This is a genomic window from Citrobacter sp. CFNIH10 (assembly GCF_002934585.1).
Classification (GTDB): Bacteria; Pseudomonadota; Gammaproteobacteria; order Enterobacterales; family Enterobacteriaceae; genus Citrobacter_A; species Citrobacter_A amalonaticus.
Window position 1 is genome coordinate 2,189,377 of record NZ_CP026216.1, and the last position, 16,423, is coordinate 2,205,799.

The following is a 16,423-nucleotide window of genomic DNA, read 5'->3' on the forward strand; positions in this document are numbered from 1 at the left end:
GTTCAGGAGAGGGTATGGGCTATGCCAGCGCATCCATTCGCCGCCACATGTTGGCGGCGGCTTTTCGGGCCTGCGCATAAATGGAATCGGTATCGAAAGTGAACTGACGGTCTTCATACACCATCACGCCATTCACCATCACGCTGTGCACGCTGCCTGAACCGAGACCGAAAGCGATATGCCCGGCAACGTTTTCAGCGATCAGCGGCGTCGGCGACGAATAGTCGAGAAGGGTTAAATCGGCTTTATAACCGGCTTCCAGTTGGCCAAATTTTTCTCCGAAGTTGCGGTGCAACAGTTCGTTGCCGTTCGCCAGTGCTTTCGCAAAGCTGTCAGGCCACAGAGGACCGCCCGCGTCGCGATGTTTGAAGAAGGCAAATTTCATCTCTTCAAGCATGTCGGAGCCGATGCCGTCCGTCCCCAGCGCCAGATTGCGAATATGGGTAAGGTGGTGGTTATAGCCCACATGGTTGTTCATGTTGGAGCGGGCATTGTGTACCAGGAAGGCATCTTGCTGATTCAGCAGGGCGATATCTTCCGCAGACAGGTACAAGCCGTGTGCGACCAGCGTTTTACGGTCAATGAGCCCATATTCCGCCAACCTGACCAGCAGGTCTTTACCGTACAGATGATGACTGTGGGAGACATCGTAGCGGTCTTCCGCCGCATGGATGTGAAGCCCGCGCCCGGTCGCGTTGATGGCCTCGCGTAGCATCTCCAGGCCGGCATCGGGCACGGTAAAGGGGGCATGCGCGCCAATGTGCGCTTCCACCAGGTACGGCTCGCTACCGCTCTCTCGCGCATGGTCTATCTGACGGGCGAATCGAATATTCTCTTCGACGCCTGCCTGTAGCTCTTTGATACCTTCGTTACGGTCGGTGGTTTCAAAGCAGGTCATTGCTCGCAGACCGACTTTTAAAAAGGCTGAACGCAGCGTAGAGAGCGAGCCCTGGATGTAGCCCGGTGAAGCATGGTGATCGATAACCGCAGAGCATCCGCTCTTAATCGCTTCCAGTGAGCAAATCAGCCCACTGTAGTAGAGCGATTCTTCGTCCAGCGCCCGATCCAGACGCCACCACAGGTTTTTCAACGTTGAGATAAAGTCCGGGCTGGGGGCGATATTGGCCTGGATCCCGCGCGATAAACCGGAGTAGAAGTGGTTATGCGCACAGACCAGGCCTGGCATCACGATTCGCCCATGCATCTCTTTCCATTGCGCTTGCGGATAGCGCTGCGTCAGGGCGTCACCCACCTCAACAATAACGTCTTTGTCGATTGCAATATCCACCCCTTCACGCACGCTGGCCGGATGAAGTTGTACGGCGGTGACATTTTTCAGAATCAACATGATTACACCTCCACGCGGCCTAACAGGTAATGGTGATGCTGGTGGACATAGCTAATGACGCGGCACATGTCATCCAGTTCCGGCGGGATGCTGGCGAACTGCCCATCATGGCTGATGTTTAATACCCAGCTTTGGTCATTCAGCCGGACCCTGACCCGATCGTCTTCCACCAGGAAACCCGGGTTACTGCTGTTGTCGAAATCCTGTGGCAGGCTAAAGAGCGTGACTTTGTCTTTATACGGCTTGCCCTGCCACGGACAGAATTGAGCGCAGTTACCGCATTCGTTGCAGTAAGCATCCAGATGTAGCGTCTGGAAGCGATTCTGGAATCCCGGCACAGGAATTGACACATTGGCGCGATTCGGACAGACATCCACGCATTTGCTGCAGACATAGTTGCATTCAAGGCAGCGGGCCGCTTCCTGGGCGACAAAGGCGTCACGGTCATCTTTATCGACCTTCGCGACCGCGATCTCGCCTTTACGCTGATAGATTTCAGCGGGGCTGACGTTATTCCAGCGTTTATCGCCATGGTGGGAGCGGATATTTTCCCGCCAGAGGATGGTATCCGTGGCCCGACGCGCAGAGCCGATGGCGGCAACAATGGATGATGGACCACGCTGGACGTCGCCAATCATGAACACGTCGGTGAGGCGGGTTTCGCCGTTGTGATTCACCTCTGGCCAGCCTTTGCTGTCAAGCGGAACACCCATTGCATTCAGTGCTTCGGTATCCTGCTGTTCACCAATGGCGGTAATCAGACTATCGATGTACAGCGTCAGCGTTTCGTCGGTTTCAACCGGGCGGCGCCGTCCTTTCTCATCCGGCTCTCCGAGCGTCATGACGCGCAGGGTGAGTGTGCCATCCGCATCAAAACGTTCAGGGTTGTTGAGAAAACGGAACTCAACCCCATCGTGCAGGGCTTCTTCATACTCTTCACGCCAGGCGGGCATCTCCTGCAACGAACGGCGGTAGACCACGGTGACTTTCTCCACACCCGGCACGCGCAGTGCCGCACGGGCACAGTCCATCGCCGTGTTGCCCGCGCCGACGATCGCCACATGCTTACCGAGCGTCAACGCAGTTCCCTGATTGTATTCACGCAGGAAGGGAAGCGATTTCCAGATGTTGGGGTTATCGCCGTCGAGCTTCACGCCGCTGTTTTTATCCGTACCGGTTGCGATCAGAACGTAGTGGAACCCCTTTTCTTTCAGGCTCTGTACGGTCAGATCTGGCGCACAGCCATATTCGAACTTCACGCCGTGATCGGCGACAAAATCGATATCGTGCTGGATGAGTTCTGCCGGAATACGGAACTGAGGAATGATATTTTTCACCACGCCGCCCGCGTTGGCTTCGCGTTCAAATAGCGTCACCGGGTGTCCTGCCCGGGCAAGGAAGTAACCGGCCGCAAGCCCGGCCGGACCCGCACCGATGACTGCAACCGGATGACGTGAGCCTGAGCCTGCGGGTTTGTGCCAGCGCTGTTTGTATTCATCCCACCCCTTTTCCAGCGCCACTTTTTTCAGTTCACGGATGTTCAAAGCGCTGTCATAGTCCAGACGGGTACAGTTGTACTGACACTGATGATCGCAGATATGACCGGTGATTGCCGGGAGGGCGTTTCGCTGATAAATCAGTTCCAGCGCGTCGGCATAACGCTGCTCGCCCAGCAGGCGAATATACTCCGGAATGTCCTGTTTGATGGCGCAGGCCGTAATACACGGGGCGACGTAGCAGTCGGTCAGCGGCAAGCCGCCGGCCACGTCAATGCGCTCTTCAGGTTTCCAGTGTTTTTGGGTGTAGGCCATCGTGACGGCCTCTTCCGCCAGTCGATTCAGTCGTTCGACATCGACATGTTCCATTCCCCACGCATCTGAAGACTCCAGCTCACGCATACAGGCGCTGAGTCGCAGATAACCGCCTGGCTTTAACAGGTCGGTCGCCATGGTGATCGGACGAATGCCGGTGTCAAAGATATCGCGGATGGTCAACTGGCTGGCGCCGCCGGAATAGGAGATGGGCAATTGGCCGTCGAAGGCCCGGGAAAGCACGGCCGCCACGTTGATTGAGAGCGGGAACAGCGCCCGGCCAGACATATACATCTCTTCGCCGGGAAGCGCACCTTTGTTATTGACGGTGCCCAGGGTGTTGGTGAGTTTTACGCCAAAACCCAGCGACTTTTCTTTTGCCAGCGCCATCAGGCGCTGCAACATTTCCAGCGCCTGGGTGAGCTTCAGATCGTGCTCAAATGACTCTTCTTTTAAGCCGATATAACCGAAGCCACAGCTGTCCAGAATTTCACGTACGCGTGAATAGCCCAGCAGCGTCGGATTCAGCTTCACAAAGGTATTCAGCCCTTTTTCTTCCAGCATATAGCGGCAGATGGCTTCGATTTCGTGCGGTGGGCAGCCGTGCATCGTGGACAGCGTGACGCCCTGCACCAGTTTTGTGGGAATGCGTCCCGGCAGCGCCTGTAGACGTTCCCGATGTGCGTTCAACCCGTGGCGCGCGAGGAATGTTTCATCGTGCAGCCATCGCTGTAGCGTGTCGCGGTACTGCACAAATTTAGGGTGCGCGGATGCGTCCATCATGTTGTCGATGAACGCCTGCATGGGCGGTTGCTTGATGCCGTCGAGGTTATAGCCGACGCTCATATTAAAAATGAACGATTTACCGGTATCGCTACCTGAAGGTTGCAGCAGTTGCTCCAGTAAATGCAGGGCGAACCAGGCTTTAAGATACTCATCCCATGCTTTCAGCAGGGTAAATTCCGTCGACCATTCGGTATTGAAGCACTCATCTTCCGCATCAATACAGGGTTTTTCCAGTTCGAGCCGATCGAGAATTTGCACTGTTTTGAGTTCAATAAACCGACCGCCAGTCAGCCAGGAGGTGATGATATTTTGTGCGAGCTGGGTGTGCGGGCCGGCGGCGGGGCCGACGGGGGTGGCACAGGTTTCACCAAATACGCTTATCGATTTGCCTTTTTCCGGTGAATAGAACTGCTGCTCAGGAATACCAAAGATCGAGCGCTGCTGCTGATATTCATCAAATAGGCGCGTCAAAAGTTCCTCAAACGGAATCGGACGCATTATATCCCCCATACCCCTCTCCTTAGCTTTACTCGGCTTTCTTCAGGTCGTGGCAAGACAACCGGAAGGTGCGCGTGTTCATAGATGTCATTGGTTGACCGGGACTGATAAAGCCGGCGGTTTGGAGAAATAGAGCAACATTCGCACCACTACTCACAAAGCAGAGCCATAAAAATATAATTTTGTGAGGCGCTTCTAATCTTAAGTCCGCTTTGTGAAATATCTCACAAACGCTAAATGAGAATGAAAATCAGCCGGGAGAGGTATGGCGATAAGGTATTTCATCATCGCATTCTGTTTTCTCAAAAATGGCGATCGCTTATCATTATGATAAGTGAAAAATGAATCGGGGAATATTTGAACGCAATCGTTTAACTCCGTATTTCCTATTTATTTGTGTCGATTCTGCGCATTGATAAAATCCTCTGGTGTATCAATATCCAGAGTGATTCGGGCATCGTTTATTTCAATAAGATTATGTTTTCCGCGCAGCAATGCCTGACGCATATTGCTGACATCCGGTTGTGAGATGGCCTGCAACAGGCATTTTTTGGAAAGTAATACAGGATGGCCGGGCTGGCCCTGATAGCAAGGGATAAGTGCGTTATCGTTACGTAACGCCCAGATTTTACGGAAAATATCGTTATTCAGTTCAGGCATGTCACCGTGCGTGATGAAGCAGTGCCCGCTGTTCACGGCGGCAGCGCCAACCTTAATTGACGTAAATAAACCCTGAGCATAATCCGGATTGTACGTAATAATAATATTAGGCTGATTCGCATAGCGATTATGTATCTCCGTGGCGCGGTAACCAGAAACTAATATCACCCGGTTACAAAATTGCAGCGCGTTTTTGATACTTGCATCAAGAATTGTTCCTGCGTGCCAGGGTAACATCATTTTCCATTTTCCCATTCTGGATGATAACCCAGCAGCAGTAATTATACAGTCGACGACAGGCATGGCGATTCCATAATGTCTATTAGATGTTATGTCACTTCAGAGAGGCTTATGAGTATACCGGGGCATGCTTCTTTATTCTTTGATTTAGGTGCACAGAAACGGCCAACGGTGATTTCAATTGTCGGTGCGGGTGGGAAAACCAGTACGCTTTTCTGGCTCGCTCATCTCTTTCAGTTATCAGGTCGACGGGTATTCATCACCACGACGACGCATATGTTTCTGCCAGACCACTCCTGGCCGACCCTTTTCTGTCGGGAGCCCGCCGGGTTGCCGTATCACGTGTTAATGCAACCCATCATTACCTGCTTTCGGTCGTGGAAAGCCCCATTGGGAAAAGCACGTGGTTTCTCACCCGACGCCATCGATGCCTTAGCCAGACGATCGGAATGTGACGTGGTTCTCGTCGAGGCAGACGGCGCACGCGGAATGCCGCTTAAAGCGCCAGATGAGCACGAACCTTGCATACCTGAAAGCAGTTGCTGCGTGATTGCCGTTATGGGTGGACACCTGCTGGGGAAACGCGTGGGGGCAAAGCAGGTGCATCGCTGGTCGCCGTTCGCCGGGATGACAGGCCTGACGGAGGGATCCCCCTTATCGCTGAAGGCGCTGGTTCGCCTGGTTCAGCATCCACAGGGAGCATTCAAAAATGCCCCGCCAGCCAGTCGACGCGTCTGGTTTCTCAATCGTTTTTCTCAATCTGAGAATGCCATTGATGAACGCGAGCTCATCCAACTGTTGTCAGACGGTGATGTGCAGGCTATCTGGCTGGGGAATGCACAGGAAACGCCTGCAATCACGCGCAGATTTGTGAGATAGCGACGCCGGGAACACCGGGTTCCTGAAAAGATATCCATTGAGGTCTGTATGAATATTTTCACAGAGGCTGCAAAACTTGAAGAGCAAAACCGCCCATTTGCGTTGGCGCAGATTGTCGATAGCCGGGGGTCCACGCCCCGCCATTCGGCACAGATGCTGGTACATCAGGATGGGTCTATCGTCGGGACTATCGGCGGAGGCATGGTGGAGCGCAAGGTGATCGACGAAGCGCTGCTGGCGTTACAGGAAAGAAAGCCGCGTATGTTTCATGGCCGGATGGCCCGCAACGGCGCCGATGCCGTTGGCTCGGACTGCGGCGGCGCGATGTCGGTTTTTATTAGCGTGCACGGCCTGCGCCCGCGACTGGTGTTAATCGGCGGCGGGCATGTCAACCGGGCGATTGCCCAGGGGGCAGCGCTGTTAGGGTTTGATATTGCCGTAGCGGATGTTTATCGCGAAAGCGTTAACCCGGACGCTTTTCCTCCCTCGGTACAGTTGTTACATGCCGATTCTTTTACCGCGGCAGTGGATGCGCTGGAGATCCGTCCGGACAACTTTGTGCTTATCGCGACGAACAATCAGGATCGGGAAGCGCTGGACAAATTGATCGAGCAACCCGTCGCGTGGCTGGGTTTGCTGGCAAGCCGTCGTAAAGTGCAGTTGTTTATGCGTCAGTTACGGGAGAAGGGCGTCGGTGAAGAGCACATTGCCCGCCTGCATGCGCCGGTGGGTTACAACATTGGTGCTGAAACGCCGCAGGAGATTGCGGTCAGCGTGTTGGCGGAGATCTTACAGGTTAAAAATAATGCGCCTGGTGGACTGATGATGCGCACCGCGCATCCGTCCGGCCATCAGCGGGTGGTGATTCGTGGCGCGGGAGATATCGCCAGCGGCGTGGCGCTGCGATTGTTCCATGCCGGTTTCAAAGTGATCATGCTGGAAGTGGAGAAACCGACCGTCATTCGCCGCAGCGTTGCGTTCGCGCAGGCCGTCTTTGATGGTGAAATGATCGTGGAAGGCGTGACGGCAAGACTGGCCACCTCGTCAGCAGAAGCGGCGGCGTTAGCCGAGCGTGGTTTTATCCCGATTCTGGTCGATCCAGCCGGTTCGCTGATTGACGCACTGAAACCCGTCTGCGTAGTGGATGCGATTCTGGCAAAACAAAATCTGGGTACGCGAAAAGATATGGCTCCTGTGACCATTGCGTTGGGGCCTGGGTTTACTGCGGGTGAAGACTGCCATGCGGTGATTGAAACAAATCGTGGACACTGGCTGGGTCAGGTGATTTACGCCGGTTGTGCACAGGAAAATACCGGGATACCCGGCAATATCATGGGGCATACCGCACGACGGGTGATTCGTGCACCCGCCGCAGGCATCATGCGCGCCAGAGTGAAATTAGGCGATCTGGTAGAAGAGGGCGAGGTGATTGCCTGGATTGGCGAAAACGAAATCATGGCACCGCTGTCGGGGATGGTGCGCGGCCTGTTAAGTGACGGGCTGGCGGTGGTGGGCGGTTTTAAAATCGGCGATATCGACCCGCGCGGCGAGACGGCGGATTTTACCAGCGTCTCTGATAAAGCGAGAGCGATAGGCGGCGGAGTGCTGGAAGCGCTCATGATGCTGATGCATCAGGGAGTGAAGTCAACAAATGAGGTGCTTGAAGTGGCGTAATGCGAATGGCCACATGGCGCTATGTTTATCCGGCCTGGGAGGCGCCAGGCCGGGTACGCAAAGCGCCCCCGGCGAATAAAACGCATCATATTACTGGCAGATAACCGTTCCGGTTTTTCCCTCAATCCCTTCTTTCGCTTTACTGAGCACCGTGATCAAGGCTTCCCGACCGGGGCGGGAGCGGGCGAACGACGCTGCGGCCTCCACTTTCGGCAACATAGAACCTTTAGCGAAATGCCCTTCGCTGATAAAGCGTTCCGCATCGCTCAACGACAGGCGATCCAGCCATTGCTCATTTTCTTTACCGAAGTTAATAGCCACTTTTTCGACCGCCGTCAGGATGATGAGCATATCCGCGTCGATCATCTCTGCCAGGCGGGCACTGGCCCAGTCCTTATCGATCACCGCGCTGGCCCCCCGCAGATGGTTGCCTTCGCGAATCACCGGAATACCGCCTCCGCCCACGGTAATAACCACCTGTCCGGCCTCAACCAGCGCCTTAACGGTTTCTTTCTCAATGATGTCCACCGGCTTAGGCGAGGCCACGACACGACGATAACCACGTCCGGCATCTTCTCTAAGCGTATAACCTTGTTTTTCCAGCTGTTCCGCTTCCTGCTGTGTGAAGAATGAACCGATGGGTTTGGTGGGGTTCAGAAACGCAGGATCGTGGGCGTCGACTTCTACCTGCGTCACCAGTGTGGCGACAGGTTTGTGCATCCCGCGTGAGAGCAATTCTTCGCGCAGCGCGTTTTGCAGATCGTAACCGATATAGCCCTGGCTCAATGCCACGCAGACGGACATCGGTAGCATTGGCGAGTGCGCCTCTGTTTTTGCCGCGGCTTCGAATGCCTGGTTGATCATACCCACCTGCGGCCCGTTACCATGAGTCACGATAACCTCATGACCCTGCGCAATGAGATCCACAATGGCCTGCGCGGTGATTTTGACGGCCTGCATCTGTCCGGCCAGATCCTCACCCAACGCGTTACCACCCAGCGCGAGAACAATTTTCTTCCTCATTTTTCCTCACTTATCATACACAGTTATCTGTTTCACCCACGCCGGGCGGGGTAAACGGCTTACGTCGTAAGAAGCGGCCCCGGCCTGCTTTCCCTGTAAAGACGCCATCGCAGAAGATCGTTTCGCCACGCGACAGCGTTCTGACAATCGCACCCTGACAGCGGAACCCCTCCCAGGGCGAATAATCAGCGTTATCGTGCAGGTGAGCATGATGGATCGTCTGGCTCTGGCGGGGATCGATAATCACCACATCGCCATCAGCGCCAGGTGCCAGTTGCCCCTTCTGCGGCCACACGCCGAACAGCCTGGCAGGCGTCGCGCTGGTTAACGCGACAAAGCGTTCAGGGGTAATTCGCCCGCTCATCACACCTTCAGAAAAGAGCAGTTGCAGGCGGTTTTCCACGCCGGGCAAACCATTCGGGCAGCGGCTGAAATCGCCGCCTGAGATCTGCTGGCGCTGCGCCATTGAGAAGGTGCAGTGGTCAGTCGCCACCACGTCAATGGCGCCGTCACTGATGCCGCACCAGAGCTTGTCCTGCTCGCGTACATTGCGTAACGGCGGGCTGAGAATGAAGTTCAGACCGTCTTCCCCGTCATAACGGCGTTCATCCAGCAGCAGATATTGCGGACAGGTCTCTATCCACACGGGCTGATGATTCGCTTTCGCCAGGCGTAAATAGTCCAATCCCAGGCCATTGGACAGGTGGACGATATACAACGGCGCGTTTCCCGCTAACTGCGCAAGGTTAATCATCCGGGCGATGGCTTCGGCTTCACATTCCAGCGGTCTGCTCAGGGCGTGATAGCGTGGCGACGTTAAGCCAGCGGCAATGAATTCGGCCCGTTTACTGGCGATGGCGGCGTCGTTTTCCGGGTGGACGGTGGTCAGCGCGCCGGACTTGTGCAAACGGCGCAGCACCTGCAAGGTTTCATCATCGTTGAGTTTGTACTGGTAGGTCAGATAGAGCTTGAAGCTGCTGATGCCTTCTTCCACCATCATCGGGATCTCGTCGAGGATGGCATGATTGACGTGCTGAATGACGCCATGGAAACTGTAGTCGATCGCCGCTTTGTGCGCGGCGTACCCCTGGTAGACTTCCAGTTGATGGCGCAGGCGACAGCCTGACGGGCCAAATCCCATATGGTCAATAATGGTTGTTGTACCGCCACACGCCGCGGCGCGGGTGCCGGTAAAAAAATCATCACAGCTACGGGCGAGGCCGGTGTCGATATTGAAATGCGTATGTACATCCACGCCGCCGGGAAAAACGTAACATCCCGCAGCATCAATCACTTCACACGAAGGGGGCGGCGTAATCTCCGCATCCCGTTGACGAACGATACCGTTCTCAATCAGCAGGTCCTGTTTAGCCTGTCCGTCGGCGTTAACGACAATGCCATTTTTAATCAATACGCGCATAGCACACTCCAGAAATCCCCCGGTAAACCGGGGGAGACAGATGGATCGTTATTTCGTTGCCAGCCAGGACAGTGGAATGGCAGCGTACATCGCGGCGCAGGTCACCAGATGTGATTTCCAGGTTTTTTCGTTTGGCGCGTGGGCTTCGGGTTCTTTACCCGGACCAAAACCGATCACCGGAATACCGTGACGTCCCATAATCGATACGCCGTTGGTGGAGAACGTCCACTTGTCGACCACCGGTGCTTTGCCGAACAGACCTTCATAGGCATTGACCAGCGCTTTGACGGTGAAATGATCTTCTTCCACTTTCCAGGTTGGGAAGTAGCATTCGGTCGGGTAAACCAGCCCGGTCCAGGAAGGGCGGTCATAGTTGTACATCGAGACCACCGCATTGGCTTTTTTTACAGCCGGCAGGGCGCGAATCTCTTCCAGCGCGCCTTCCCAGGTTTCACCCCAGGTCAGACGACGGTCGATGGAGACGGCGCAACTGTCCGCCACTGCACAGCGGCTTGGCGAGGTGAAGAAGATTTCGGAAACGGTTAAGGTCCCTTTACCGAGGAATTCGTCATAAGCCAGATGTTGTGACAATTCCTGTAACGCGTTGAGGATTGGTCCCATTTTAAAAATGGCGTTATCGCCGCGTTCCGGGGCGGAACCGTGACAACTGACCCCCTGCACATCAATGCGTATTTCCATGCGCCCGCGCTGTCCACGATAAACCTGGCAATCAGTCGGCTCGGTACTGACAACAAACTCCGGACGGATACCGGATTGCTCAATGATGTACTGCCAGCACAGACCATCGCAGTCCTCTTCCTGTACCGTGCCGGTGACCAGCAGCGTGTACTCATCTTCCAGACCGAGATCTTTAATGATCTTCCCGGCGTAAACCATGGACGCCATGCCGCCTTCCTGGTCAGATGTGCCGCGTCCACCGATCAGTTCATCGGTCTCCATCCCTTCATAGGGATCAAAATTCCAGTTGTTGATGTTGCCGATACCGACCGTGTCGATATGCGCGTCCATTGCGACCAGGCGCGGGCCATGGCCGATGTATCCCAGAATGTTGCCCATCGGGTCGATCTCGACTTTATCGAAACCGACTTTCTCCATTTCTTGTTTGATGCGATGGATAACCCGTTTTTCATCGCAGCTTTCGCTGGGAATGGCGACCATGTCGCGCAGGAAACGCGTCATGTCTTCTTTGTAGTCGTTTGCTTTTTCAAGAATCAGTTTAAAAGGAATGTGCTTAGCCATGACTTTTCTCCAGTGTTCGCTCCCGAATCTCCTGGGGAGCGTTTTCCAATAGGGGGTTACAGTGCGACCGGATGTTTGCCTTCCCAGACCACTTCCCGGTAGTGCTTCACATCGGTATCGCCTTCGGTACTGATGACCAGCACAACGGCATCTTTATCTAACGCCAGTTTGTCCATCAGGGCCTGGCGCTGTGGGTGATGATGGACGGCAGCCAGAACGCCCAATCCTACGGCGCCGGACTCGCCGGAGATCACCCGTGGGTCGCTGCCAAAAGGATTACCCAGCACGCGCATGCCCAGCGCGGCGACGCTGTCCTGGCAGGAGATAAATTGGGTGGCGCAGTTGCGCAGAATTTCCCAGCCGAGCGGGTTAGGTTCACCACAGGCCAGACCGGCCATGATGGTTGCCATATCTCCCCCAACGTTGACGATGTCGCCTTTCACGCCGGAACGATAAATGCAGTCCGCTTTGTCCGGTTCGACGATAATGCTGTGCAGGTTTTGCGGGCCATAGACGTCGACCAGATAGCCCAGCACGCCGCCCGCCATGGCGCCAACGCCAGCCTGTAACAGCACGTGGGTCGGTGTGACGTCCAGGGCGCGCATTTGCTCAACGGCCTCATCGGCCAGCGTGGCGTAGCCCTGCATAATCCAGGTGGGGATTTTGGTGTAACCTTCCCAGGCGGTGTCCTGCACCACTTCCCAGCCGTTTTGTTGAGCGTGCTGCATGGTCAGACGAACGGTATCGTCATAGTTCATGTCGGTGACAATGCACTCCGCGCCGAGGTTGAGAATGGCGTCCACGCGTTCTTGCGCTGAGCCTTTCGGCATGTAAACCACCGCATGTTGTCCGAGTTGTTGTGCCGCCCAGGCAATACCGCGACCGTGGTTACCGTCGGTGGTAGTGGCAAACGTCATTTTTTCGCCGATGGTGTTTTTGAGCTGTTCGAAAGAGAGCGTCTCAATATCAAGATGATATTTCTCACACAACAGGCAGGCGATGGCAAAAGCCCCGCCGAGCATCTTGAACGCGTTCAGTCCAAAGCGTTTTGACTCATCTTTGACGAGGATTTTTTTCACGCCAAACAGTTGGGCGAGGTCATCCAGCGCACAGAGCGGCGTTGGGTGGTAGCCAGCGATCTTTTGATGGAACTGGCGAGCCACTTTGGCCTGTTTTTGCGAAAAAAGGGGCGATGTTTCACCGTTGTAAAAGCGGTTATCGGCAATATCGATCTTCAGTGAGAAAACGGACATATCCTATCCTTTTGGCCTCCGGAAAGGAGAGCCGACCGGCAGGTCGGCTCAGGGGGTTATTTCACGCGTGGTTGCGCTTCTTTCAACAACTGCTCCAGCAGTACGCCTGGCTTCGGATATTTGCGGGAGAGGATCATCGCGGCGATGATGTAGGGCTTCCAACTGGCTTCTTTGTACGTTGCGATGCGGTATTTTTCGAATACGGCGTCGGTGACTTCCCCTTCTTTGCAGGAGACGCCGCTGATATCCGCGGGCAGGCAGTGCATATACAGCGCTTCGCCGTCGCGGGTGAGTTGCATCATTTCTTCAGTGCAGTGCCAGTTTTTATGCTTTGCGTTTTGCTCAAGACACTGTCTTTCCAGCTCTTTCAGGGCCGCGTGATCGTTGGCGCGCAGAAGTTCGGTACGTTCTTCCATCACTTTGTAAGGCGCCCATGATTTCGGATAGACGATGTCGGCATCTTTGAAGGCTTCTTCCATGCTGGTGACCTGGCGGAAGCTGCCGCCGGACGCGTTCGCGTTGTTTTTCGCCACTTCAATCACGTCCGGGATCAGGTCATATCCTTCCGGATGCGCCAGGGTGACGTCCATACCGAAGCGGGTCATCAGACCGATAATGCCTTGTGGCACAGAGAGGGGTTTGCCGTAGCTGGGTGAGTAGGCCCAGGTCATGGCGATTTTTTTACCCTTAAGGTTTTCCAGCGAACCAAAATGTTCACGTAGCCAGGCCAAATCCGCCATCGCCTGTGTTGGATGGTCGATATCGCATTGCAGGTTAACTAACGCCGGACGCTGCGGCAGCACGCCCTGTTTGTAGCCGTCATCCAGCGCGGCGCCGACTTCACGCATATAGGCGTTGCCCGCACCAAGATACATGTCGTCGCGAATACCAATGGCGTCGGCGCAGAAGGAGATCATATTGGCCGTTTCGCGGACGGTTTCGCCGTGTGCGATTTGTGATTTTCCTTCGTCCAGATCCTGCTGAGCCAGGCCGAGCAGGTTAAGGGCGGACGCGTAAGAAAAGCGGGTACGGGTGGAGTTATCGCGGAAAACGGAAATCCCTAATCCACTATTGAAGACTTTGGTCGCGATGTTTTCGGCACGCAGCATCTTCAGCGCAGCAGCGACGTCCAGGACTTGTTTCAGTTCATCCGGCGTCTGTTCCCACGTAAGCAAAAAATCCTTCTCGTGAAGGTGTGAGGTCAGCGAATTGATATCCTTTATCAGCTCATTAACAGTTTTCATGGTAAGGTCCTGGTAGTGGAATGACGGCAAGGTGGCTTATTCGCGGTAATGACAAGCGGCATCACCGATATACCAGGGACTAACAATAAGCGTGCCAAAATGAATCCGACGGCGGATAAATAGGAAATCATCAGGCAATATGTGGCACTGATCACAGAATAAAGCTATCTGTAATTCGTCATGAATATACGAAAACGTTTGGCTTAATAAATAACGCAATGTGTCAATGAACTGACTGACAGAATAATACCCGGATGAAGAGTAAATACCGTCAGTTTGATAAACTCACTGCGCTGATTCTCATATTGATATAGAAATGTGATTTCTCTTGCATATTTTCATTATAAAATGATAAAGAGCCTGTGTTTTTATCAAAGCAAATTTTGTCTGAGTTAGTATCCTTATATTCTACGAACCATCAATGTCTTCAATGATCAATCATTTAAGTGATTCCGGAAGGTAAGACTATGGTGCTTGCAACAACGCAGTCCATTTTGATGCAGATTCAACCTACCATTCAGCGTTTCGCCAGAATGCTTGCCAGCGTTTTGCAACTCGAAGTTGAGATCGTCGATGATAACCTCTGCCGCGTCGCGGGAACCGGCGCTTACGGGAAATACCTCGGACGCCCGTTGAGCGGTAACTCCAGACTGTTGCGCTATGTGCTGGAAAGTAAAAAAGAAAAGGTTGTGACGCATTCCCGCTTTGACCCGCTCTGTGAAGGCTGCGATAGCAAAGATAACTGTCGCGAGAAGGCTTTTCTGGGAACCCCCGTCATTCTGCAGGACCGCTGTGTAGGAGTGATCAGTTTGATTGCCGTAACGCATGAACAGCAGGAACATATCAATGACAACCTGCGCGAGTTTTCAGACTGTGTTCGCCATATATCCACTATTTTTGTTTCAAAACTTCTCGAAGATCAGAGTGGGAGTGACAACATCAGTAAAATATTTTCGACAATGATCGAGAATATGGATCAAGGTGTATTGGTCATTGATGAAGACAACCGCGTACAGTTCGCGAATCAAACCGCGTTAAAAATTCTTGGTGCGGTGCAGAATAATATGGTGGGAAAGTCGGTCAGGTTTCGGCCATTAACGTTTGAAAGTAATTTCACGCACGGGCATATGCAGCATATCGTCTCCTGGGATGATAAAAGTGAACTGATCATTGGTCAGTTGCATCATGTGCAGGGACGGCAGTTATTCCTGATGGCCTTCCATCAGTCGCATACCAGTTCCTCTGTATCGATTGCCACCGATGAACCGCATATTGAACAACTGGTGGGTGAATGCCGGGTTATGCGCCAGCTTAAGCGGCTGATCGGCCGTATTGCCCCCAGTCCGTCCAGCGTCATGATTGTGGGGGAGAGCGGCACCGGAAAAGAGGTGGTCGCGCGCGCCATTCACAAACTCAGCGATCGACGCAATAAACCGTTTATCGCCATCAACTGCGCGGCGATACCGGAACAGTTGCTGGAAAGTGAACTGTTTGGCTATGTTAAAGGCGCATTCACCGGCGCCTCCGCCAATGGGAAAACGGGCCTGATTCAGGCGGCAAACAGTGGAACGCTGTTTCTCGATGAAATTGGCGATATGCCCTTGATGCTACAGGCTAAATTGCTCAGGGCGATTGAAGCGAGGGAAGTGTTGCCGCTTGGCGCGAGCAGTCCGGTTCAGGTCGACATCCGCATTATTTCAGCTACCAATCAGAACCTCGGGCAGTTTATCGCCGAAGGCAAATTCCGCGAAGATCTGTTCTATCGACTGAACGTCATCCCACTGACTCTGCCCCCGCTACGTGAACGACAGGATGATATTGAGCTACTGGTGCACTATTTCCTACATCTGCATACTCGCCGTTTAGGGCTGGTCTATCCGGGGATTGCACCGGATGTGGTGACCCTGCTCAGACACCATCAGTGGCCGGGAAATCTGCGTGAATTAAGCAACCTGATGGAATATCTGGTCAACGTGGTCCCTTCAGGCGAGGTGATCGACAGTACGCTTTTACCGCCAAATCTGATCAACAACGGTAAAGCGCCGGAATCCGTTGGAGCGGTCGCTCATGCGGCGCAGTTGCTGTCTGAGGATACCGGCGGAACCGCGCTGGAAGAGATGGAAAAGCAGATGATTCGCGAAGCGCTATCTCGCCACTCCAACAAAAAACAGGTGGCGGATGAGTTAGGCATTGGGATTGCCACGCTTTATCGCAAAATTAAAAAGTACGAGCTGCTGAACGCATAACTCAACGCACAACCGCGTTCAGGTTGCATCAGGGGGCGAGTGTGTGAACGCTACTGACCCGGAGGCAGCCTGAAGGATGCG

General features: G+C 54.0%; 11 protein-coding genes. 3 read left to right on the top strand and 8 right to left on the bottom strand.

Features of this window, described 5'->3' with window-relative positions; all coding sequences use genetic code 11:
- Positions 1-19: 19 nt before the first annotated feature.
- The 3 genes from ssnA to mocA all read right to left on the bottom strand — a co-directional run bounded on the left by ssnA (position 20) and on the right by mocA (position 5,406).
- Positions 20-1,348, bottom strand: coding sequence for a putative aminohydrolase SsnA (gene ssnA / locus C2U53_RS14060; protein WP_044254038.1), 1,329 nt, complete (start codon positions 1,346-1,348; stop codon positions 20-22).
- A 2-nt stretch (positions 1,349-1,350) separates the two neighbouring features.
- The gene (ygfK, locus tag C2U53_RS14065) at positions 1,351-4,455 is read right to left on the bottom strand and encodes a putative selenate reductase subunit YgfK (protein ID WP_104446031.1); all 3,105 of its coding nucleotides are present in this window, start codon (positions 4,453-4,455) and stop codon (positions 1,351-1,353) included.
- A 378-nt stretch (positions 4,456-4,833) separates the two neighbouring features.
- Positions 4,834-5,406, bottom strand: a complete 573-nt coding sequence (mocA, locus tag C2U53_RS14070; RefSeq protein ID WP_104446032.1) for a molybdenum cofactor cytidylyltransferase — start codon at positions 5,404-5,406, stop codon at positions 4,834-4,836.
- A gap of 48 nt (positions 5,407-5,454) precedes the next feature.
- On the opposite strand from mocA, the gene yqeC reads away from it, so the two are divergent.
- Together yqeC and yqeB are read left to right on the top strand one after the other, a co-directional pair.
- Complete coding sequence (gene yqeC / locus C2U53_RS14075; protein WP_044254046.1) at positions 5,455-6,222, top strand: selenium cofactor biosynthesis protein YqeC; 768 nt, start codon at positions 5,455-5,457, stop codon at positions 6,220-6,222.
- 48 nt (positions 6,223-6,270) lie between these two features.
- Positions 6,271-7,896 carry a selenium-dependent molybdenum cofactor biosynthesis protein YqeB gene (yqeB, locus tag C2U53_RS14080; protein WP_042999382.1) on the top strand — a complete coding sequence of 542 codons (1,626 nt, stop codon included), beginning with the start codon at positions 6,271-6,273 and terminating at the stop codon, positions 7,894-7,896.
- A gap of 90 nt (positions 7,897-7,986) precedes the next feature.
- Here the strand turns inward: yqeB and arcC are convergent, their stop codons facing one another.
- The 5 genes from arcC to ygeW are packed head-to-tail and all read right to left on the bottom strand — an operon-like array spanning position 7,987 to position 14,096.
- The gene (gene arcC / locus C2U53_RS14085) at positions 7,987-8,919 is read right to left on the bottom strand and encodes a carbamate kinase (protein WP_042999383.1); all 933 of its coding nucleotides are present in this window, start codon (positions 8,917-8,919) and stop codon (positions 7,987-7,989) included.
- Between the two features lie 13 nt (positions 8,920-8,932).
- Entirely contained in the window at positions 8,933-10,339 is a 1,407-nt protein-coding gene (gene hydA / locus C2U53_RS14090; RefSeq protein ID WP_044264387.1) for a dihydropyrimidinase, read from the bottom strand.
- 48 nt (positions 10,340-10,387) lie between these two features.
- Entirely contained in the window at positions 10,388-11,599 is a 1,212-nt protein-coding gene (locus tag C2U53_RS14095; protein WP_104446033.1) for a YgeY family selenium metabolism-linked hydrolase, read from the bottom strand.
- Positions 11,600-11,655: 56 nt separating this feature from the next.
- A complete protein-coding gene (dpaL, locus tag C2U53_RS14100; RefSeq protein WP_104446034.1) occupies positions 11,656-12,852 on the bottom strand; it encodes a diaminopropionate ammonia-lyase in 1,197 nt (398 codons plus the stop codon).
- A gap of 56 nt (positions 12,853-12,908) precedes the next feature.
- Positions 12,909-14,096: a knotted carbamoyltransferase YgeW gene (ygeW, locus tag C2U53_RS14105; protein ID WP_042999387.1), complete on the bottom strand. Its 1,188-nt coding sequence runs from the start codon at positions 14,094-14,096 to the stop codon at positions 12,909-12,911.
- 467 nt (positions 14,097-14,563) lie between these two features.
- On the opposite strand from ygeW, the gene C2U53_RS14110 reads away from it, so the two are divergent.
- Entirely contained in the window at positions 14,564-16,342 is a 1,779-nt protein-coding gene (locus C2U53_RS14110) for a sigma-54-dependent Fis family transcriptional regulator (protein ID WP_104446035.1), read from the top strand.
- The last annotated feature ends 81 nt before the right edge of the window (positions 16,343-16,423 follow it).

What these genes read in the sequence shown, in the direction of transcription:
- ygfK (WP_104446031.1), bottom strand. Translation starts at nt 4,455, where the DNA reads ATGGGGGATATAATGCGTCCGATTCCGTTTGAGGAACTTTTGACGCGC.
- mocA (WP_104446032.1), bottom strand. Translation starts at nt 5,406, where the DNA reads ATGCCTGTCGTCGACTGTATAATTACTGCTGCTGGGTTATCATCCAGA.
- C2U53_RS14110 (WP_104446035.1), top strand. Translation starts at nt 14,564, where the DNA reads ATGGTGCTTGCAACAACGCAGTCCATTTTGATGCAGATTCAACCTACC.
- ygeW (WP_042999387.1), bottom strand. Translation starts at nt 14,096, where the DNA reads ATGAAAACTGTTAATGAGCTGATAAAGGATATCAATTCGCTGACCTCA.
- hydA (WP_044264387.1), bottom strand. Translation starts at nt 10,339, where the DNA reads ATGCGCGTATTGATTAAAAATGGCATTGTCGTTAACGCCGACGGACAG.
- arcC (WP_042999383.1), bottom strand. Translation starts at nt 8,919, where the DNA reads ATGAGGAAGAAAATTGTTCTCGCGCTGGGTGGTAACGCGTTGGGTGAG.
- dpaL (WP_104446034.1), bottom strand. Translation starts at nt 12,852, where the DNA reads ATGTCCGTTTTCTCACTGAAGATCGATATTGCCGATAACCGCTTTTAC.
- ssnA (WP_044254038.1), bottom strand. Translation starts at nt 1,348, where the DNA reads ATGTTGATTCTGAAAAATGTCACCGCCGTACAACTTCATCCGGCCAGC.
- yqeB (WP_042999382.1), top strand. Translation starts at nt 6,271, where the DNA reads ATGAATATTTTCACAGAGGCTGCAAAACTTGAAGAGCAAAACCGCCCA.
- yqeC (WP_044254046.1), top strand. Translation starts at nt 5,455, where the DNA reads ATGAGTATACCGGGGCATGCTTCTTTATTCTTTGATTTAGGTGCACAG.
- C2U53_RS14095 (WP_104446033.1), bottom strand. Translation starts at nt 11,599, where the DNA reads ATGGCTAAGCACATTCCTTTTAAACTGATTCTTGAAAAAGCAAACGAC.